The 18,525-nt window shown below is 67.6% G+C and carries 17 protein-coding genes; 7 read left to right on the forward strand and 10 right to left on the reverse strand.

Annotated features, from left to right (window positions below):
• Window positions 1-8: 8 nt before the first annotated feature.
• Window positions 9-1,370: an MFS transporter gene (locus N2K95_RS14615; protein WP_260652127.1), complete on the reverse strand. Its 1,362-nt coding sequence runs from the start codon at window positions 1,368-1,370 to the stop codon at window positions 9-11.
• 306 nt (window positions 1,371-1,676) lie between these two features.
• On the opposite strand from N2K95_RS14615, the gene N2K95_RS14620 reads away from it, so the two are divergent.
• Window positions 1,677-3,113 (forward strand): DHA2 family efflux MFS transporter permease subunit, encoded by a 1,437-nt coding sequence (locus N2K95_RS14620; RefSeq protein WP_260653827.1) that lies wholly within the window; start codon window positions 1,677-1,679, stop codon window positions 3,111-3,113.
• A 64-nt stretch (window positions 3,114-3,177) separates the two neighbouring features.
• Here the strand turns inward: N2K95_RS14620 and N2K95_RS14625 are convergent, their stop codons facing one another.
• Window positions 3,178-4,059 carry a manganese catalase family protein gene (locus N2K95_RS14625; RefSeq protein ID WP_260652128.1) on the reverse strand — a complete coding sequence of 294 codons (882 nt, stop codon included), beginning with the start codon at window positions 4,057-4,059 and terminating at the stop codon, window positions 3,178-3,180.
• 200 nt (window positions 4,060-4,259) lie between these two features.
• Here N2K95_RS14625 and N2K95_RS14630 point away from each other — a divergent pair, with 200 nt between their 5' ends.
• Window positions 4,260-5,735: a S10 family peptidase gene (locus N2K95_RS14630; RefSeq protein ID WP_260652129.1), complete on the forward strand. Its 1,476-nt coding sequence runs from the start codon at window positions 4,260-4,262 to the stop codon at window positions 5,733-5,735.
• Window positions 5,736-5,802: 67 nt separating this feature from the next.
• Here the strand turns inward: N2K95_RS14630 and N2K95_RS14635 are convergent, their stop codons facing one another.
• A complete protein-coding gene (locus N2K95_RS14635) occupies window positions 5,803-6,303 on the reverse strand; it encodes a DUF456 domain-containing protein (RefSeq protein WP_260652130.1) in 501 nt (166 codons plus the stop codon).
• A gap of 220 nt (window positions 6,304-6,523) precedes the next feature.
• Between N2K95_RS14635 and N2K95_RS14640 the strand changes: the two genes are divergently transcribed.
• On the forward strand, window positions 6,524-7,633 hold the full coding sequence (locus N2K95_RS14640) for a TIGR04086 family membrane protein (RefSeq protein WP_260652131.1): 1,110 nt from the start codon (window positions 6,524-6,526) through the stop codon (window positions 7,631-7,633).
• Between the two features lie 528 nt (window positions 7,634-8,161).
• Here N2K95_RS14640 and N2K95_RS14645 read toward each other — a convergent pair.
• Window positions 8,162-9,070, reverse strand: coding sequence for an SDR family oxidoreductase (locus tag N2K95_RS14645; protein ID WP_260652132.1), 909 nt, complete (start codon window positions 9,068-9,070; stop codon window positions 8,162-8,164).
• 217 nt (window positions 9,071-9,287) lie between these two features.
• On the opposite strand from N2K95_RS14645, the gene N2K95_RS14650 reads away from it, so the two are divergent.
• A complete protein-coding gene (locus N2K95_RS14650) occupies window positions 9,288-9,728 on the forward strand; it encodes a universal stress protein (protein ID WP_260652133.1) in 441 nt (146 codons plus the stop codon).
• 96 nt (window positions 9,729-9,824) lie between these two features.
• Here the strand turns inward: N2K95_RS14650 and N2K95_RS14655 are convergent, their stop codons facing one another.
• Window positions 9,825-11,348 (reverse strand): MFS transporter, encoded by a 1,524-nt coding sequence (locus N2K95_RS14655; RefSeq protein ID WP_260652134.1) that lies wholly within the window; start codon window positions 11,346-11,348, stop codon window positions 9,825-9,827.
• A gap of 127 nt (window positions 11,349-11,475) precedes the next feature.
• Here N2K95_RS14655 and N2K95_RS14660 point away from each other — a divergent pair, with 127 nt between their 5' ends.
• From N2K95_RS14660 to N2K95_RS14670, 3 genes are all read left to right on the forward strand, one after another.
• Complete coding sequence (locus tag N2K95_RS14660; protein WP_260652135.1) at window positions 11,476-12,042, forward strand: TetR/AcrR family transcriptional regulator; 567 nt, start codon at window positions 11,476-11,478, stop codon at window positions 12,040-12,042.
• Window positions 12,043-12,113: 71 nt separating this feature from the next.
• A complete protein-coding gene (rraA, locus tag N2K95_RS14665; RefSeq protein ID WP_260652136.1) occupies window positions 12,114-12,581 on the forward strand; it encodes a ribonuclease E activity regulator RraA in 468 nt (155 codons plus the stop codon).
• An 8-nt stretch (window positions 12,582-12,589) separates the two neighbouring features.
• Window positions 12,590-13,177, forward strand: a complete 588-nt coding sequence (locus tag N2K95_RS14670) for a dienelactone hydrolase family protein (RefSeq protein ID WP_260652137.1) — start codon at window positions 12,590-12,592, stop codon at window positions 13,175-13,177.
• Here the strand turns inward: N2K95_RS14670 and N2K95_RS14675 are convergent.
• The 5 genes from N2K95_RS14675 to pucL all read right to left on the reverse strand — a co-directional run bounded on the left by N2K95_RS14675 (window position 13,174) and on the right by pucL (window position 18,524).
• A complete protein-coding gene (locus tag N2K95_RS14675; protein WP_229950764.1) occupies window positions 13,174-14,019 on the reverse strand; it encodes an HpcH/HpaI aldolase/citrate lyase family protein in 846 nt (281 codons plus the stop codon). The two genes, N2K95_RS14670 and N2K95_RS14675, sit on opposite strands and share 4 nt — an antisense overlap.
• Before the next feature lie 80 nt (window positions 14,020-14,099).
• Window positions 14,100-15,458, reverse strand: a complete 1,359-nt coding sequence (allB, locus tag N2K95_RS14680; protein ID WP_260652138.1) for an allantoinase AllB — start codon at window positions 15,456-15,458, stop codon at window positions 14,100-14,102.
• Window positions 15,458-16,282, reverse strand: a complete 825-nt coding sequence (locus N2K95_RS14685; protein WP_260652139.1) for a bifunctional allantoicase/(S)-ureidoglycine aminohydrolase — start codon at window positions 16,280-16,282, stop codon at window positions 15,458-15,460. Before N2K95_RS14685 ends, allB begins: the two co-directional genes overlap by 1 nt.
• Complete coding sequence (locus tag N2K95_RS14690) at window positions 16,279-17,589, reverse strand: DUF6986 family protein (RefSeq protein ID WP_260652140.1); 1,311 nt, start codon at window positions 17,587-17,589, stop codon at window positions 16,279-16,281. The genes N2K95_RS14685 and N2K95_RS14690 overlap by 4 nt, the downstream gene beginning before the upstream one ends.
• Window positions 17,589-18,524: a factor-independent urate hydroxylase gene (gene pucL / locus N2K95_RS14695; RefSeq protein WP_260653828.1), complete on the reverse strand. Its 936-nt coding sequence runs from the start codon at window positions 18,522-18,524 to the stop codon at window positions 17,589-17,591. The genes N2K95_RS14690 and pucL overlap by 1 nt, the downstream gene beginning before the upstream one ends.
• Between the last annotated feature and the right edge of the window lies 1 nt (window position 18,525).

The raw sequence follows: 18,525 nt of genomic DNA on the forward strand, positions 1-18,525 counted from the left end.
GGCAGCCGCTAGCGCCGGGAGTCCTGCTTCGGAGCATCCTCCACATGCAGGTCATTGCCCTTGGTTTCCTTCACCATGGTCACCGCGACGAGGGACACCACGCACAGCACCATGATGTAGATGCCGATCGAGGGCGACCAGCCGGTCTCGTTCAGCAGTGCCTGGGCAATGGTCGGCGCGAACGCTCCGCCCAGGATGGCCCCGAGGGCGTACCCGATGGAGACTCCCGAGTACCGCACCCGGGCCGGGAACATCTCGGCGTACATGGCGGACTGCGGGCCGTAGGACAGGCCCAGGCCGATGGTCAGGACAAAGATCGCCACCGCAAACAACACAATGTTGGTGGTGTCGATGAGCAGGAACATCGGAACCGACCACAGGAACACCCAGGCGTAGCCGATCTGGAACGTCCGGACCCGGCCGATCCGGTCGGAGAGGATTCCGCCGTAGAGCGTGAAGATCAGCCAGCCGAAGGACCCCAGCGTGGTGGCCAGCAGCACCGAGGGCCGGTCCATGCCCAGCCCGCCCGTCTCCGGCTTGCCCGTGGCATAGGAGGCGAAGAATGCAATGACCAGGTACCCGGCCGCGTTGTTTGCAACGAAGATCAGCGCGCTGAGGACCACCTCGCGGGTGTTGTGCCGAAACAGCTGGCCCAGCGGCGCGGAGGATTCCTTCTTCCGCTCCTGGATCTCCTTGAACACGGGGCTTTCCGCCACCGAACGGCGGATGAAGTAGCCCACGGCGATCAGCACCACGGAGAGCAGGAACGGAATGCGCCAACCCCAGGCCATGAACTGCTCCTCGCTCAGGCTGGTGCTGAGCACGTACATCACGAACGTCGCCAGGATCATGCCGATCGGCACGCCGATCTGCGGATACGCGCCGAACAGTCCGCGCTTGTTCACCGGCGCATGCTCCACCGACAGCAGGGCTGCTCCGCCCCATTCCCCGCCTGCAGAGAAGCCCTGCAGGATGCGCAGCAGGATCAGCAGGATGGGGCCGGCGATGCCGATCTGCGTGTAGGTGGGCACCACGCCGATCAGCGCGGTGGAGGCACCCATCATGATCAGGGTGAACACCAGCATTTTCTTCCGGCCGATCCGGTCCCCCAGGTGTCCGGCCACCACGGCGCCCAGCGGGCGGAAGAGGAAGCTGATGCCGATGGTCGCGAAGGAGACCACCTGCCCCAGCGGCCCGTCATTGATGGGACCGAAATACAGGGTGGCCAGAACCAGACCCGCAGCCTGGGCGTAAATAAAGAAGTCGTACCACTCGATGGTGGTGCCGACCAGTGTCCCGGCGAGGACCTTGCGTTCCTCCCGGCTCATCCGCCCGGAAGAGGGCACGGCGGACGCGGCGTTGGTGCTCATCTAAAACTCCATTGTTTTGCGACGGATAAAACCGTGATACGGATCACTTCCGCATCCGGATGACCGCATCGTACGCCCGCCGCAGCCGGCGGGGCGTGCACCGGGTCCGGCGAGTTTCAAAGCTGCAGGGTTTGCCACGAACCGCCCGGGGGTATGCCGTGCACGCAAGTAGGTCCACAATGGACTTCGGCTCTTTTTGCGCCTCTTCCACTTTCTCGACTGAAACGGCACCAACGCACTGTGAATACCACCAAGCCGGACATCAAACCCTGGCCGGCCCTCTGGTCCCTGGTCATCGGATTCTTCATGATTCTGGTGGACTCCACGATCGTCAACATCGCCACCCCGGCCATCATGGCGGATCTGGATGCCGGCCTGGATAAGGTCATCTGGGTCATCAGCGCCTATCTGCTGGCCTACGCCGTACCGCTGCTGATCACCGGCCGTCTCGGTGACCGGTTCGGCCCGCGCCGCGTCTACCTGATCGGGCTGGTGGTCTTCACCCTCTCCAGCCTCTGGTGCGGCTTCGCGGACAGCGTGGACGCACTGATCCTGGCGCGCGTCTTCCAGGGCTTCGGCGCCGCGCTGATGACTCCGCAGACCATGTCCGTGATCACCCGGATCTTCCCGCCGAACAAGCGCGGCACTGCGCTGGGCCTGTGGGGCGCGACCGCCGGCGTCGCCACCCTGGTGGGACCCATCCTGGGCGGCGTCCTCGTGGACGCGCTCGGCTGGGAATGGATTTTCTTCATCAACGTGCCCGTCGGCGTCGTCGGCTTCGTCCTCGCCTACCGCCTGGTGCCGAAGCTTGCCACGTCCGTCCACCGCTTCGACTATCTGGGCGTCCTGCTCAGCGCCGCGGGCATGTTCGCCCTGGTGTTCGGTATCCAGGAAGGCGAGAGCTACAACTGGGGCACCATCGCCGGTCCGGTCTCCGTCTGGTCACTGATCATTACCGGCATTGTGCTCCTCGCCGCGTTTGTAGTGTGGCAGCGGTTCAACCGTGCCGAGCCGCTGCTGCCGCTGAAGCTTTTCCGGGACCGCAACTTCTCCCTGGCGAACATCTCCATCACCGGCATGGGCTTCGCCATGACGGCGTTCTCCCTTCCGCTGATCCTCTTCGCGCAGAACGTGCGCGGGTTGAGCCCCACGCAGGCGGCGCTGTTGCTGGCCCCCATGGCAGTGCTGTCCGGGGTCCTGGCCCCGATTGCCGGCAAGACCGTGCAGCGCGGGAACCCCAAGTTCATTGCCGTGTTCGGCTTCGCGGCCATGGCGGCGTCCCTCATCTGGCTCGGCGCGCTTCTGAGCCCGGACGTGCCCTACTGGCAGCTGGTGCTTCCGATGCTCCTGATGGGCCTGGCGAACGCCTGCATCTGGCCTTCGGTGTCCCTGACGGCCACCCGGAACCTGGCGGCCGACGTCGCCGGCGCCGGTTCCGGTGTCTACAACACCACCCGGCAGTTCGGCGCGGTGATCGGCAGCAGTGCCATCGCGGCCATCATGCAGTCCCGGCTGACGGCGCATCTGGGCGGCGGAGCGGCCGACGGCGGTACGGCGCCGGCCGCGGGCGCGTTCCCCGAAGCACTCAAGGCCGGCTACTCCGAGGCGATGGGCCAGTCCCTATACCTGCCCGCCGCGGTTATTCTCCTGGCCCTGGTGGCGTCGCTGTTCTACGCCAAGCCGGCCCCGGAGCTCACCTCCCGCGGTGCGCGGGAAACCGCACCGACCGTCACGAAGGGCTGACCGCGCTGCCCGGACAGCAGAAAACCGGGCAGAGCCCCCGCTCCGCCCGGTTTTCCCGCTGGGGCTATTCCTTCTTCAGCTTGTCCTGCGCAGCCCCTGCTGCCTTCTCCACGGGGTTGGGCACATCGGTGGTGCCGTAGAACCGTGCGTCCGGGCGGGTGGGGGGCGGCATGGGGGCCCGGGTGGTGGGACCGTCGTGGTAACTGAACTCGCCCTTCCCGTCCGGGGCGGGTCCCTTGGCCCAGGAGCCTTCCTTCGCATGCTCCCCGTCGGAGAAGTTCAGGTACTGGTAGGACACCTCGCGGTGTTCCTTGTTGAGCGGGAAGTTGCTGGGTACCGGTAGCTGTTCCATGTTCTCCGCCTGAAGTTCCAGGGCCGCGGTGGTCCACTGGTTCTGGTGCATGGTGTCCCGGGCCAGCAGGAACGCCAGCAGGTCCCGCACCCCGTGGTCATCGGTCATGTGGTAAAGCCGGGCGACGGCGAGACGGCCCTGCATTTCAATGTTGGCGTTGGACGTAAAGTCCGCCAGCATGTTGCCGCTGGCCGTAATGTACCCGCCGGTCCAGGGGTTGCCGTTGCTGTCCACGGGGCGGGCACCGGCACCGGCGACGATGGCGTGCTGTACATCCATGCCGCCCACCACTGCTGCAACGGTGGGATCGTCCTGGACGGCGTCGCCGGTAATCCCCAGCGGGGCCTTTTCCAGCAGCTGCGCAATCATGACGGCCAGCATTTCGACGTGGCCCATTTCCTCGGCAGCAATGCCGTACAGCAGGTCCCGGTATTTGCCCGGGATGTGCGCATTCCAGGATTGGAATCCGTACTGCATGGCTACCGTGATTTCGCCGTACTGTCCGCCCAGGGCCTCCTGCAGCTTCCGGGCGAATACGGCATCCGGCTTATCCGGGGTGGCTTTGAACTGGAGTTCCTGTTTGTGGAAAAACATGCAATTCCTCCGCACCTTGTGGACCGGCGCCGAAGTCGGCTGTCCCTCGGTCGGGGGTGCCGTGGCCGGTCACGGTGATTCCAAAGTAGACCCGCGCCGAAGCCGGTGGAAGACCGTACCCCGGACTTGCCGGAGCATGGCAGGGAACCGCCCCGTTTCCTTGCCGGAAGAAGGGCTGCAGCACCGGTAGTGTCCTTGCCATGGTCTCCCAGGAACATCCCGAATCCCCCGTCCGCCCCGGCCCGGATGCGAACCCCGCACCGGACGTCACCGATGACTTTGCGGTGCGGCGGCATACCCTGCCCTCGGGTCTGGCGTACACCACCACCGCCGGCCGGATGGTGTTCCGCAAGGAAGAAGTCCGCGACGGGAAGTCGGACGGGTTCCTGCCCAAGGCGGAGATCTTCGTGGTTGCCTACACCGCTGATGCCCCGGAGACCGGCCCCAACCGCCGCCCCGTGGTGTTCGCCTTCAACGGCGGGCCGGGGTCCTCGTCCGTGTGGCTGCACATGGGGCTGCTGGGCCCGCGAATGGTGGACTCGGGCGACGCCGGCACGCTGACCCCTCCCCCGTTCGGCCTGGTCGACAACCCGCAGACCCTGCTGGAACACGCGGACCTGGTGCTGATCGACCCCGTGAACACCGGTTTCTCCCGCGTGGTGGACGGCAATGACGCCGCCGAGTTCCACGGGTTCGAGGAGGACCGGGACCTGGTGGCCGAAGTGATCCGGCTCTGGACCACGCGCAACAACCGCTGGCTGAGCCCGAAGTACCTGGTGGGCGAGTCCTACGGCACCCTGCGCGCGGTGGCCGTGGCCGGCAAGCTGTTCGACGCCTACGGCCTGGCCGTCAACGGACTGGGCCTGATCTCCACGGTGCTGAACCTGGCCACCCTGGATTTCGCACCCGGACGGGACACCCCCTACGCCCTGCATCTGCCCACCTACGCCGCCATCGCGCATTTCCACGGCCGGCACCCGGGACGCGAGCTGGCCGACGTCGTCCGCGAAGCCGAAGAGTACGCCTCCCGTGACTACGGCTACGCACTGACCCAGGGTGCCCGGCTGGGCGCAGGGGAACTCGACGACGTCGTTACCCGCCTGGCTGCGATCACCACCCTGAGCGAGGGCTTTATCCGCCGGACCAACCTGCGCTGGGACTACGCCATGTTCTCCGCGGAGCTGCTCCGGGACCAGAACCTGGCGGTGGGGCGCATTGACGGCCGGTTCACCGCGGCGCCGGCGCACCAGCAGGACTGGATCAACTGGGATGACCCCAGCCTGGTGGCCATCAACGGACCGTACTCCGCGGCCATCAACCACTATCTCCGCGCGGAACTCGGCTACGAGAACGATCTCCCGTACGAAATCCTCACCGGCCGGGTCCAGCCGTGGAGCTACAAGGCCTTCGAGGGTGTGCCCGTGGACGTCACCGGCACCCTGGAACGGCTGCTGGTGCATAACCCGGGCCTGCGGGTGCACGTGGATTACGGCTATTACGACGGCGCCACGCCGCATTTCGCCGCGGAGTACGTGTGGGCACACATGCGGCTGAGCGAGGAAGCACGGTCCCGGTTCACGCACCATTACTACGAGGCCGGGCACATGATGTACGTGAAGCCCGAATGCCGGGCGGACCAGCTGCGGAACCTGGCGGAGTTTGTGACTGGAGCCTAGGGCTCAGGCCTCCGGCGGGCGGCGGAACCAGGCCGCGAAGACTGTCCGGCTGCGGCGGGAGGCCGGTTTACCGGGTGGCGAAATGGAGCCAGACGGCTCCGCCCCAGAGACCTCCTGCGGTCAATGCCAGCGCGAGCTCCGCCAGGATCCCGAGGCCCATCGCCTTCAGGGTGGCCACGCTGGAGGACCAGGCGGTGGGCAGGTCCCGCTTGCGGAGCCACTCGCTGAGCAGCAGGCCGACGGCGAATCCGATGAACAGGCCGACGGCGGGAATGGTGAACATGCCGACGATGCCCACGCCCACACCGGCCACAATGGAGCGCTTGGGGATTTCCCGTTCCTTGAGCCGCCGTCCGGTGAGGAGCGCGCTGGAGAGCATTCCGGCGATCAGGAGGACCGCGCCGATGCCGAAGGCCCACCAGGCAGGCGCGCTTTGCACCCCCAGGGCCCAGCCCAGCATGGCAATGATGATCAGGATGCTGCCCGGCAGCACGGGCACCACAATGCCGATCAGACCCACGGCGATGACCAGGGCTGCGGCAATGGTTACAAGAAGGTCGGGATCCATGCCCCCAGTGTTCCACCAGCGGCCTGCGCTGCTGCGTATTTGCGGGCCGGGGTGGCTGCATTTTCCCGGCCGCATTTTCCCGCCCGCCGCCGCATTCCGGGAAGTGGCCGGAAACGTGCGCTGGCGCACAACGGTGCGGTCAGGTGGAGGAATTACTAAGGATGCTTATAAGGTGGCATCTTCAGCCCGATTCACCGGACGGAAAACAGGAGAGCAGTAAATGAGCACCGAACCAGGGAACACAAACGCTTCCAACACCGGACGCGGCGCCTCTGAGGGCGGCCCGTTCCGGGACCGGTCCGACCGGCCGGCACCCGTTGACAACAGCCAGGCCGTTCCCGTGGACGGACACCGGGAGGACACCGCCACCCGGGCCATGGACACCGACGCCGCTGCGCTGCACACCTCCGGCCGGCGCTCGGGCAGCCATGCTGCCGAACCCGCCGCTGGCTACGTCGACGACGACGCTGCCAACCGCCCGACGTCGGCCTCCGATTCCCGTTCGGACTCCGAAGATACGCGCACCCGGGTCGCACCGGTCGCCGCAGGTTCGACGGGCACGGACGGCACCGGTGAACACCGGGGCGCTACGTCGGTATCCGCCGTGCGCGACCACCGTGATGCAGACACCGACCGCGACGCGGACCGTGACAATGGCCGGAACGAGAAGCATGACGGCGACGTCGTGCGGACCAGCAACCGCCGGCACGATGACCGGGACGCTGAGCACACCCGCGGGGCAGCCCTGCCCAACCGCGAGGCACTGCTCGCCCGGGAAAAGGAACGCTTCGGCGGCTTCAAGTTCGGCGCAGCGTTCTTCGGCTGGCTGACCGCTACGGGCATGGTGGTGCTGCTTTCGGCACTCGCCGCGGCCATCGGTGCCGCCGTGGGCCTCTCGGCGGAAACCAACCTGGGCCAGGCCCTGGAATCCGCCGCAGCCAACCAGTCCGCCGGCATCATCGGCGCGATCATCATGCTCCTGGTCCTGCTGCTCTCCTACTTTGCCGGCGGGTACGTCGCCGGCCGCATGGCCCGCTTCAACGGTGCCAAGCAGGGTCTGGCCGTCTGGCTGTGGGCACTGGTGGCGGCCGCCGTCGTCATCATCCTGGGCCTGATCTTCGGCAGCGACATCCGCAGCATCAGCCAGCTCAACTCGGTTGCCCCGCTGCCGGAAAACCTCGAAGGCGTGGACGCCGGTACCTGGATTGCCGTCGCCGCGAGCCTTGTTGCCACGCTGCTCGGCGCCATCCTGGGCGGCCTGGCCGGTATGCGTTACCACCGTCGTATTGACCGTGCGGACTTCCGCACGGAGGAGACCACCGTCCGCTAAGACGCGGCTTTACGGTCCCAGCGGCCGCTGCATCCCCGGGTTCCGGGGTGCGGCGGCCGCTTTTGTTTTTGCCCGGGCAGCACCACCAGCACGGCATCCCAGCCGGCTGTGGGAGCCTGCGCCGGCCGGGCAGCACCAGCACGGCATCCCATCAGGTGGGAAACTTGTTGCTTCCTGGGACCCCACCAGCACCACCAGCACCATTCCGTGGGACCCTGTGCTGCCAGAGCCACCCCACCAGCACGGCACCCCACCCGGTGGGACACTTGCTGCTTCCTGGGACCCCACCAGCAACAACGGCACCATTCCGTGGGACCCTGTGCTGCCAGAGCCACCCCACCAGCACGGCACCCCACCCGGTGGGACACTTGTAGCCTCCTGGGACCCCACCAGCACCACCAGCACCATTCCGTGAGACCCTGTGCGGCGCCGACTCCACACAAACCAGCTGCCCCGGGCGCGCCCACCACCTTAAACACCTGAGGCCCCGCAACTGCGGAGCCTCAGGTGTTTAGCAAACCGGAACCCTTACGGGGACGGGGTTCCGCCGTTGACGTTCAGGGTTTCGCCAACCACGTAGCTGGATTCCGGGGACGCCAGGAAGACGTAGGCCGGGGCCAGTTCGGTAGGCTGGCCCGCACGGCCCAGCGGGGTGCTCTGACCGAACTCCGTCAGCGCTTCCTTCTGCTGTCCGTCGGACGGCTGCAGCGGAGTCCAGAACGGACCCGGCGCCACGGCGTTCACCCGGATGCCCTTGGGTGCCAGCTGCTGGCCCAGGCCCTTGGTGAAGTTGTTGATGGCCGCCTTGGTGCTGGCGTAGTCCAGCAGATCGGCGGACGGGTTGTACGCCTGGATCGAGGTGGTGTTGATGATGCTCGATCCGGCCGGAAGGTGCTTCAGCGCAGCCTTCGTCACCCGGAAGAACGAGTAGATATTGGTCTTGAACGTGTGGTCCAGCTGCTCATCGGAGAGATCCTCGAGGTTCTCCACGGCAATCTGCTTACCCGCATTGTTGACCAGGATGTCCAGCCCGCCCAGGGCCGACACGGCATCCTCGACCAGCTGGCGGCAGTACTCGGGATCCTTGAGATCACCGGGAAGCCGCACCAGCTTACGGCCGGTCTTCTCGACCACCTCGGCAATGTGCTGGGCGTCCGGCTCCTCCTCGGGAAGGTAGGAGATGGCGACGTCGGCCCCCTCGCGGGCGAAGGCAATGGCCACGGCCGCGCCAATGCCGGAGTCGCCGCCGGTGATGAGCGCCTTGCGGCCCTCCAGGCGGCCGGTGCCGCGGTAGGTATCCTCGCCGTGGTCCACGTGCGGGGTCATGTCCTTGTCCAGTCCCGGCTCGGGCTGGTCCTGAATGGGCGGGGCGATGGACGGGTAACGGTCCACGGGGTTCTGGAAGGTGTACTGGTCCGACTTGTTGCCGTTGGTCATAGAAGTTCCCACTTTCGGTAGGTCAGTCCATTCGGGCGGTCCTGTCCGGACCGCCGTAATAGGCGGGCGCTCACGCTAACGTAAGCATGCTTATTACCCTATGCCCGATTGCTGGTTCTGCTCAAGTCCGCGGTTCCGCCGCACAAATCGCCGCTGCTCTGGCCCTGCCCGCTGCCGGGGGCGCAAACTGCTGCTTATCCAACTTGGAAGGAACACCATGACTGAGGGAACCCGGAAACGGATTGTGGTCGGAGTCGATGGCTCAGAGGAGTCGCTGGAGGCGCTTCGCCTCGCCCGTCGGCTGGCGGACCTGCTGGACTGCCGTATTGATGCCATCACGGTGTGGGAGTTTCCGGCAATGCTGGCCACGCCGTTTCCCACCGCCGATTGGTCGCCGCGGGTGGAAGCCGAGCGAGGCCTGGCCGAGGCGGTGGAAGCAGCCTTCGCAGGGGAGGGCACTCCTGGGGATCTGACCCAGTCAGCGGTGGCCGGGCAGACCGCCGGGGTGCTGATGGATGCCAGCCGCGGGGCGGAGATGCTGGTGGTGGGCAACCGCGGCCGCGGCGGTTTTGCCGGGCTGCTGCTCGGTTCCGTCAGTACCACTGTGGCCGCGCATGCCTACTGCCCGGTGCTGATCGCCCGGCCGCACCGGGATTAACCCGACACCACCGGGACTAGCGGGGCCGCACCGGGAGCAACCCAACAACATCGGGACTAGCGGGGCCACATCAGGACTAGCCCAACACCACCGGAACTAGCGGTGGGCCGGAACCCGGCGCAGCAGCACCGCAGCCCCAATGGCGGCCAGCACCATGGTGACCACGCCGATCAGCGAGGTGATGTTGACGCCGGAATCGAAAGCGGCCTGCGCGGAATGCAGCAGCGCCGATCCCGTCTCGGCAGGCAGGCCGCGGGCAGCCTCCACCGCCCCGCCGAGGGTCTCCCCGGCCGAAGCAGCCTGTTCGGGATCCAGCCCGGCCGGAACGGAGACGCCGCTGCGGTAGGTAGCGGTCAGGATACTGCCCAGCACCGCCGTGCCCAGGACGGATCCGATTTCGTAGGCGGTCTCGGAAATAGCCGAGGCGGATCCGGCGCGGGACGGCGGAACGCTGGCCAGGATCAGGTCATTGGAGATGGTTTCTGCAGCCCCCACCCCGACCCCGAGCAGCAGGAACGCGATGACCAGCTGGAGCACGGTCACAGACTCCCCCGCAGCAAAGACCAGGGCATAGCCGGCTCCGTTGAAGAGCAGCCCGCCGGCCACCACAACCGCAGGGCGGACCCGCTTCACCAGGGGCACCACGGCCAGGCCGGTGATGATGGTGAGCACCAGCCCGGGAAGCATGGTTAGGCCGGCCTCGATGGGCGTCTGTCCAACCACAAGCTGCAGGTGCTGGGAGAGGAAGAAGATGAAGCCCACCATGGCGAACAGGCTGAGCAGGTTCGCGGCGATGGAGCCGCTGAAGACCGGGTTCCGGAACAGCCGGACATCAAGCATCGGCTTTTCACGCGAAAGCTGGCGGCGGACAAAGAAGAAGCCCAGCACCAGGCCGACGGCGATGAACGGCAGGCCGGCAGCGGCGCCGTCGTGCGCGAACTCCTTGATGCCGTAGGTAACCGAGAGCATGGCACCCATGACCAGCACGACGCCGAACCGGTCGACGGCGCCGGGGCTGGGGTCCTTGGACTCGGGCAGCAGGATGGGCGCGAAGATCAGCAGCGGCAGCAGTACCGGGATGGACAGCAGGAACACCGATCCCCACCAGAAGTGCTCGAGCAGCACGCCGCCCACAATCGGGCCCAGGGCCGCACCGCCGGAGAAACCGGCCGCCCAGATGGCAATGGCAAACCGGCGCTGGGACGGATCGGTGAAGATATTGCGGATCAGGGACAGTGTGGCCGGCATCAGCATGGCACCGAATACAGCCATCAGGGCACGGGCAACGATCAACAGCGCCGCCGACGGCGCAAACGCAGCCACCAGGGAGAAGACCCCGAAGCCCACACTGCCGATCATCAGCAGGCGCAGTCGGCCGATCCGGTCACCAAGGCTGCCCATCGGCACCAGCAGGCCGGCCAGGACCAGGGCATAGACATCCACAATCCACAGCAGTTCGACGCCGGTGGGCGCCAGCGCCTGCGACAGCGACGGGATGGCAAAGCTGAGGACGTTGTTATCGATGGAGACGAGCAGCACGGGCAGCATCAGGATGACGAGTCCCCACCATTCGCGCGTGCCTGCACGCGTAGTTGCGGGATTTTCCTGGACCGCCAGCACAGCGTCCTCCTTTTGGAACAACGTTAGGAATTCATCGCGGGAAACACCCGAGTTACTACTGTACCGTCTAGACTGTATGGTGGCGAATCTGCGGCAGTTTGGTCAGCTGATGGCGTAGCGTGAAGTCATGTCCAACTCTCGCCCCGCCCGGGACCGCATCCTCGACGCCTATGAGGAACTGCTCATCAACGAAGGCCCCCGCGGCGCCACCCTCGACGCCGTCGTCGCGCGTGCCGAGGTTTCCAAAGGCGGCCTGCTCTATCACTTCAAAAACAAGGAAGCGATGGCCGGTGCACTGATCGAAAAGCTCCGCGGCCTCGCTGCCACCGACCTGCAGACCATGCGCGAGGACCCCGAAGGCCCCGCCCGGTACCTGGTCCGCAGTTCCGTGTATGTGGGCAGCGAGCTGGACCGTGCCCTGATCGGCGTCGTCCGCCTGGCCCAGGCCTCGGACCCCGTGGCGTCGGACCTGCTGCAGGAGATCCACCGCAGCTGGTTCGATCTGGTCCATGACGAGGTGGGCGATCCCGGCATTGCCCGCGCCATCACCCTGCTGGCAGACGGGCTGTACTACAACGAGGGCCTCCCCGGCGGCTGGCCGCAGGCCACCCGCGACAGCAGCCCGCACTCGGTGACGGACCTGCTGGAAATCGTGGACGTGCTGAAGTCCCACGCCCGGCAGACACGCACGTAACCTCCGCGCGCACCCACCGCTGTCCGGCGTGGCAGGGACGCTCCCCACACGCCGTCTGTCACAGTGGTGCCATGAAAACGAGCACAGCTGACCTTTTCGACGAACGCGGCGACGAGCTGGCGTCGGTGTCCCTGCAGTTCCAGGACCTGGGCGGGCAGGTGGGCTTCACCGGCCCGATCCGCACCGTCCGCTGCCTGGAGGACAACGGCATTATCAAGTCCCTGCTGAACTCCCCCGGCGAGGGGGCGGTCCTGGTGATCGACGGCGCCGGGTCACTGAACACCGCGTTGATGGGGGACCTGATTGCCGGGGCTGCCGTGGACAACGGCTGGGCCGGCGTCGTTATCAACGGAGCCATCCGTGACCGCGCCGCCGTCGCCAAGCTGCCGCTGGGAGTGAAGGCGCTGGGCTCGAATCCGCGCAAGAGCGCGAAAAACTCTGTCGGCGAGGTGGATGTGCCCGTAGAGTTCGGCGGCGTCACCTTCCGTCCGGGTGCGGTGCTCTACGCCGACGAGGACGGGATCCTCGTCGAACCCTAGGAGACCCGATGGCCAACGTCCTGCTCTTCCACCACGCGCTCGGCCTGACCTCCGGCATGGATGCCTTCGCCGAGGTCCTGCGCGAAGCGGGCCACACGGTGACGGTGCCCGATCTCTATGACGGGCGGACCTTCACCGATCTGGAGGACGGGGTGGCCTATGCCCAGGAGATCGGCATGGACACCATCGAAGAACTGGGCGTCAGTATTGCGAACCGGTTCCCTGCGGAAATGGTCTATATCGGCTTCTCGCTCGGTGTGATCCCGGCGCAGCGGCTGGCGCAGACCCGGCCCGGCGCCCGTGGCGCGGTGCTGGTCAGCGGCTGCATCCCGCTTGGCGCCTTCGCCGACACGTGGCCCGCCGGGGTACCGGTGCAGATCCACGGCATGGACGCGGATGAGGAATTCGTGGACAGCGGGGATCTGGACGCGGCCGAGAATCTGGCCGCGTCCACACCGGATGCGGAGCTCTTCCTCTATATGGGAGCGTCACACCTGTTCGCGGACATCAGCCAGCCGGATTACGACATGGACGCCGCGTTCACCCTCACCCGACTGGTGCTGCGGCTGCTGGAGCGGGCCGACAAACCCGCTTAGGCGTTCCAGAGTCCGTAGGAGTCCGCCAGCGAGGAGATCTTCTGGGCGCGGGCCAGGCGCGGCAGGTAGGAGCCGTCGCCCACCACGGCGCCGGCGGCATGCGCTTCCAGCAGCTCGTGGGCCCAGGTGATTTCGGATTCGCTCGGCGAGAGTCCCTGGTTGATGAAGTCCGTGGCCTCGGGCATCAGGCACAGCTTGCCGGTCATGCCCATGCTCTGGGTGACCTTGCAGGCGTCCAGCAGCTTTTCCCCGAGCGCGCCGACGGTGGGACCGTCGATCGGGCCGGGCAGCTGGCCGACGCGGGAGGCGACCACGAGCTTGGAGCGGGCGTAGGCCAGCGCCATCGGATCGTCCGAGGCGCCGGTGTCGCGGCGGAAATCGCCGACGCCGAAGGCGAGCCGGAACGTGCCCGGTGCACTGGCAATGGCGGTGGCGTTTTCAATGCCGAGGGCGGATTCCACCAGGGCCAGCACCGGGGTGCCGGCCTGCAGCCGCATGGCCGTGTGGGTGACCTGCTCGGGCTTTTCGGTCATCGCGAGCATCACGCCGCGCAGGCCCGGGGCCTTCGAGAGGGCGGCGAGGTCGTCGGCCCAGTAGTCGGTTTCGATGCCGTTGACGCGCACCCAGGCGGTCATGCCGGTGGAGAGGGCCTCGACGACGCGTTCGCGGGCTTCGGCCTTGCCGCCGGCGGGAACGGCATCCTCCATGTCGAAGACCACCGAATCGGCCTCGGACGCCAGCGCCGGTGCAAAATTCGCTTCATCTGCGGCGGAGGCCAGCAGCCAGGAGCGGGACAGTTTGGCGGGGAGGGCAGCAGCGCGGCTGTTTCGGAAGGGGGCCATAAATAAGACATTACTTTCACGGCTGTCGGTTGCGAAAATGCGACGGGCGTCATGTGGGCACCGTCACGCAAACAGTTCGGCTACGCCTCGCCCCGGCGCAGCAGCCGGCCGGCGGGAACGGCAGGGTCGACGTCGACGCCGGCCAGCAGTGTGCGGCGCACGACACCGGTGAGCTGCTTACCCGCGTACGGCGTGACCGGGTTGCGGTGCTGCAGGGAGGCCGGGTCCACGGTGAAGGTTTCCTCCGGTGCGAAGACTGCGAAGTCGGCGTCCTTGCCCGGCTCAATGCCGCCCTTCCGGTCCAGCCCGGCCAGTGCCGCGGGAGCCGCGGACATCCAGTGCAGCACCCGCTCCAGCGGAATTCCGCGGGAACGGGCCTCGGTCCAGATCAGCGCCAGGCCCAGCTGCAGGGAGGACACTCCGCCCCAGGCGACGCCGAAGTCTCCCCGCACCAGGTCCTTCAGGTCAGAGGTGCTGGGTGAATGGTCGGACACGATGCAGTCGATGGTGCCGTCCGCCAGGCCGGTCCAGAGCTGTTCCCGGTTCGCCGCCCCGCGTATCGGCGGGCAGCATTTGAAGGCCGTGGCGCCGTCGGGAATCTCCTCAGCGGTCAGGGTCAGGTAGTGCGGGCAGGTCTCGGCGGTGAGCCGGACGCCGTCGTCCTTCGCCGCGCGGATCAGGGGCAGCGCCTCGGCGGAGGACAAGTGCAGGATGTGCGCCCGCGCCCCGGTGCGCCGCGCCGCGTCGATGACCCGGCCGACGGCGGTGTTCTCCGCTTCCGGCGGCCGCGAGGCCAGGAACCCGGCGTACCGGGAACCGGCAGGGGTTGGTTGGATCTTGCCCGGGTCCTCGGCGTGGACGATCAGCAGCGCGTCGAAGGTTTTCAGTTCGGCGAGGACGGCTTCCATTTCCGCCGGTTCCAGATGCGGGAATTCGTCCACGCCGGAGTGGACCAGGAAGCATTTAAAGCCGAAGACCCCGGCGTCATGCAGCGGGCGCAGGTCGGCTGCGTTTCCGGGAACGGCGCCGCCCCAGAACCCGACGTCGACGGCAGCCTGCGGCCCGGCACACGCCCGTTTGGTCTCCAGGGCGTCCACTGTCACGGTGGGCGGGATGCTGTTCAGCGGCATGTCGATCAGGGTAGTGATGCCGCCGGCCGCCGCCGCCCGGGTGGCCGAGGCGAACCCCTCCCACTCGGTGCGCCCGGGCTCGTTCACGTGCACGTGGGTGTCCACCAGTCCGGGCAGCAGGACTTCGTCCCCGGCCAGTTCCAGCAGCCGCTCTCCCGCCAGCCCGGTGCCGAGCGGCACGACGGCGGCAATGCTCCCGTTCCGCACGCCGACCTCCGCCGGTCCGATCCCGCCGGGGGTCAGCACGGCGCTGCCGCGGATCACCAGGTCGTACCCGGCGCCGTCGTTGTACCCCGCGCCGTCGTGCATCACCGGCCTCCGAGCAGGACCTGGCGGTTCACGTCCTTATACAGGAGGTAGCGGAAGTTCGAGGGGCCGCCGGCGTAACAGGCCTGCGGGCAGAAGGCGCGCAGGGACAGGTAATCCCCCTCCTCCACCTCCACCCAGTCCTGGTTCAGCCGGTACACCGCCTTGCCCTCGAGCACGTACAGCCCGTGCTCCATCACGTGGGTTTCGGCGAACGGAATCACGGCTCCGGGTTCGAAGGTCACCACGTTCACGTGCATGTCATAGGCGACGTCCTCCACCGGGATCATCCGGGTGGTGCGCCATTTGTTGTCGGTGCCGGGCATCGGCGTCGGTTCAATCTCCGACTCGTTGCCGAACACCGGCGCGGGGGTGTGCCCCGGCAGCGGCTGGTGGGCCTTGCGGATCCAGGTGAACTTGGCCGGTTCCTGCCCCTCGTTGAACGCTCCCCACAGCGTTTCCGGCGGCAGGTAGGCGAACCCGCCCGGGGTCAGCACATGGTCCCGGCCCAGCCGGCGGACGGTAAGCGTGCCCTCGAGGACAAAGAGGAAGGACTGCACTTCCAGTTCCGGTTCGGGCGCCCGGGAGCCGCCGCCCGGGGCAATCTCCATCAGGTACTGGGCGAAGGTGGTGGCGCCGCCGGCGACGGGCCGGTTCAGGATCCAGGCGCGGGTGCCGGCCCATTCGGGCAGCACGCTCACCACGATGTCGCGCAGCACCCCGCGCGGAATCACGGTGTAGGCCTCGGTGACCACGGCGCGTCCGGTGAGCAGGTCGGTCTGGGCGGGCAGGCCGCCCTCGGGGGCGTAGTAGCGGGGGCGATTCACTTTTGAACCTTTTCGTCGGCGGCGGTGGGACGGGCAGCGGCCAGGGCGGTAAGTTCGACGCCGGTCAGCCCGGTTTCCTGCGTAATTTCCGTTTCGGTGAGCGCTCCGCACAGCAGGCCGCGGCGAACGAAGCGGGCCAGGGCGCGGGCGGTGGCCGGTTCGTCGAGTACGCTGCCGCCGCGCTTCTGCACGTAGTTGCGCAGGCGCGCCGCGGCGGCGTCGAACCCTTCCCGGTAGAAGGCGTACGTGGCCAGGAAGCGGGTGGGCAGCTGCGCGGGATGCAGGTCCCAGCCCTGGTAGAAGCCGCGTTCCAGGGAGCGGCGCACCAGCCGGGCATGCAGCTGCCAGGCCGACCGGATCTCGTCCGGCGTGCCCAGCGGCAGGATGTTGGTGGAGCCGTCCGAAAGCCGGACACCGGTGCCGGCGGCGGCCACCTGCATCACCGCCTTGGCGTAGTCCGCGGCCGGGTGCTCCATGGACTGGTACGGGGCGGCGATCTGCACCGCGTCGGAATAGTCGTAGGTGCCGTAGTGCAGCGCCGAGACCCGGCCCCGGCCCCGGTGGATCAGCTGCGCGGCGGGCACGGTGCCGTTGGCGGCGAGGATCAGCTGCGGGGTTTCCACCTGCACCTCGAACCGCAGCCGTCCTTCGGGCAGGCCGTGGGCATCCTCCAGCAGTTCACAGACGTAGACCATGGCCTCGACCTGTTCCACGGTGGAAACCTTGGGCAGGGTCAGTACCAGTCCGTCCGGCAGCGGCCCGGCAGCGAGCAGCCCGGCGAGGAACAGGTCCAGGGTGCGGACGCCGCGGGCCCGGGTGCCTGCTTCAAAGGACTTGAACCGGATGCCGACGAACGGCGGGGCGGTGCCGTCCGCGACCGCCTCTGCCACGGCGGCGGCCGCCTGCCGGGCGTGGCCGTCCTCCTCGTCGTCGGGCCGGGAGCCGTAGCCGTCCTCAAAGTCCAGGCGCAGGTCCTCGATGGGTTCGGTGCGCAGCTTCGCCTCAACGAGGGGCACGACGGCGCCGGCCACGTCCGGGTCGAGGCCCAGCCGGTCCGCCAGCTCGGCCAGGGATCCGTACGCCGCCAGCGCGGCCAGCGCGTCCTCGCCCCAGCTTCCGGGCAGGGCCGGCACGCAGCGGTCCGCCGGGATGTAGACGGTGGAGACGGGCTGGCGGCTGCCGTCGTCGCCCGGGTAGGCGGCGGCGAGTAGCCGGTCGGTGTCCGCGAGGACGGCGTCCAGCCGGGCTCTATGCTCGGCGCCGAGGACGGGTTGGGGCGGATTGGAGTTCCCGGACCGAGGGGACATCAGCAGAACCCGCCCACGGTGTTCCACACCTGGGCATCCGGGTCCGTACCCTCGCGCAGGACCGAGGCTTCGATCAGCCCGTAGGGGCGGTCCGCGGCGAAGAAAACCTCGTTGGGGTTATCCAGGCCGAAGGGTGACAGGTCCACCAGGAAGTGATGGTTGTTCGGCAGGGAGAGGCGCACTTCGACAATCTCCGGGTGCGCGGCGATTACGGCCTTGCCCATTTCATACATGCTCTGCTGCAGGGCCAGGGAGTGCGTGGTGGCGAAGGCGTCCAGGAGCAGGGTCCGGGCCGAGGCGTAGAGGGCATTGAAATCCAGGCCGCCCAGGTCCGTTTCCGGGGCGTAGCGCCATGTGGCCGTGACGTCGGTGGCGAGGATCCGGTCGGTGGTTTCGGCGAGGGTGGTGTAGCGGTCCCGCGGGAAGCCGTGGAACTCCGAGCCGGTGGATTTCAGCACCGTGAGGCCGCTGATCCCCGAAATGAGGTGCTGCTGACCGGCGGCGGACAGCAGCAGCGCGGTGCGGACTTCGGACTTGTCCTTGGCGAAGGCATGGTCATGGTCGCTGATCCGGTTCCAGAAGTACTGCTCCGCGGCCCAGCGTCCGCCGGTGACCCAGTCGAACCCGGCAGTGAAGTGCTGTTCCAGTCGCAGCAGGAACGCCTCGGGGGAGCCGACGCCGTCGCGCGCGAAGGCGTAGATGGTGTTCTTCTGCGTATCGGTGGCCACCACGGAGGAGTTGTCGCCCTGCGTGTGCGCCGCATCGAAGTCGCCGTGCAGCTGCGAGGTGACGCTGAGGTCCTCCAGGGAGTGCCGGGCGGTGTCGCGGGTGACCTTCACCAGCCGGACTTCGGCCTTGCCGTACTGGTTGCGGCCGAGCACGATTGCGGGCGGATCAGGAACCGCAGCGGCGGCAGGGTCCGCGGGGGCGTGCATT

Source organism: Arthrobacter zhaoxinii (assembly GCF_025244925.1).
In the GTDB taxonomy this organism is placed as follows: Bacteria; Actinomycetota; Actinomycetes; order Actinomycetales; family Micrococcaceae; genus Arthrobacter_B; species Arthrobacter_B zhaoxinii.

Excerpts from the sequence above, each read along its gene's own strand:
- allB (WP_260652138.1), bottom strand. The coding sequence starts at position 15,458 with ATGCACGACGGCGCGGGGTACAACGACGGCGCCGGGTACGACCTGGTG.
- N2K95_RS14625 (WP_260652128.1), bottom strand. The coding sequence starts at position 4,059 with ATGTTTTTCCACAAACAGGAACTCCAGTTCAAAGCCACCCCGGATAAG.
- N2K95_RS14675 (WP_229950764.1), bottom strand. The coding sequence starts at position 14,019 with ATGGCCCCCTTCCGAAACAGCCGCGCTGCTGCCCTCCCCGCCAAACTG.
- N2K95_RS14670 (WP_260652137.1), top strand. The coding sequence starts at position 12,590 with ATGGCCAACGTCCTGCTCTTCCACCACGCGCTCGGCCTGACCTCCGGC.
- N2K95_RS14635 (WP_260652130.1), bottom strand. The coding sequence starts at position 6,303 with ATGGATCCCGACCTTCTTGTAACCATTGCCGCAGCCCTGGTCATCGCC.
- pucL (WP_260653828.1), bottom strand. The coding sequence starts at position 18,524 with ATGCACGCCCCCGCGGACCCTGCCGCCGCTGCGGTTCCTGATCCGCCC.
- N2K95_RS14640 (WP_260652131.1), top strand. The coding sequence starts at position 6,524 with ATGAGCACCGAACCAGGGAACACAAACGCTTCCAACACCGGACGCGGC.
- N2K95_RS14645 (WP_260652132.1), bottom strand. The coding sequence starts at position 9,070 with ATGACCAACGGCAACAAGTCGGACCAGTACACCTTCCAGAACCCCGTG.
- N2K95_RS14690 (WP_260652140.1), bottom strand. The coding sequence starts at position 17,589 with ATGTCCCCTCGGTCCGGGAACTCCAATCCGCCCCAACCCGTCCTCGGC.
- rraA (WP_260652136.1), top strand. The coding sequence starts at position 12,114 with ATGAAAACGAGCACAGCTGACCTTTTCGACGAACGCGGCGACGAGCTG.
- N2K95_RS14615 (WP_260652127.1), bottom strand. The coding sequence starts at position 1,370 with ATGAGCACCAACGCCGCGTCCGCCGTGCCCTCTTCCGGGCGGATGAGC.
- N2K95_RS14630 (WP_260652129.1), top strand. The coding sequence starts at position 4,260 with ATGGTCTCCCAGGAACATCCCGAATCCCCCGTCCGCCCCGGCCCGGAT.
- N2K95_RS14620 (WP_260653827.1), top strand. The coding sequence starts at position 1,677 with ATGATTCTGGTGGACTCCACGATCGTCAACATCGCCACCCCGGCCATC.
- N2K95_RS14660 (WP_260652135.1), top strand. The coding sequence starts at position 11,476 with ATGTCCAACTCTCGCCCCGCCCGGGACCGCATCCTCGACGCCTATGAG.
- N2K95_RS14650 (WP_260652133.1), top strand. The coding sequence starts at position 9,288 with ATGACTGAGGGAACCCGGAAACGGATTGTGGTCGGAGTCGATGGCTCA.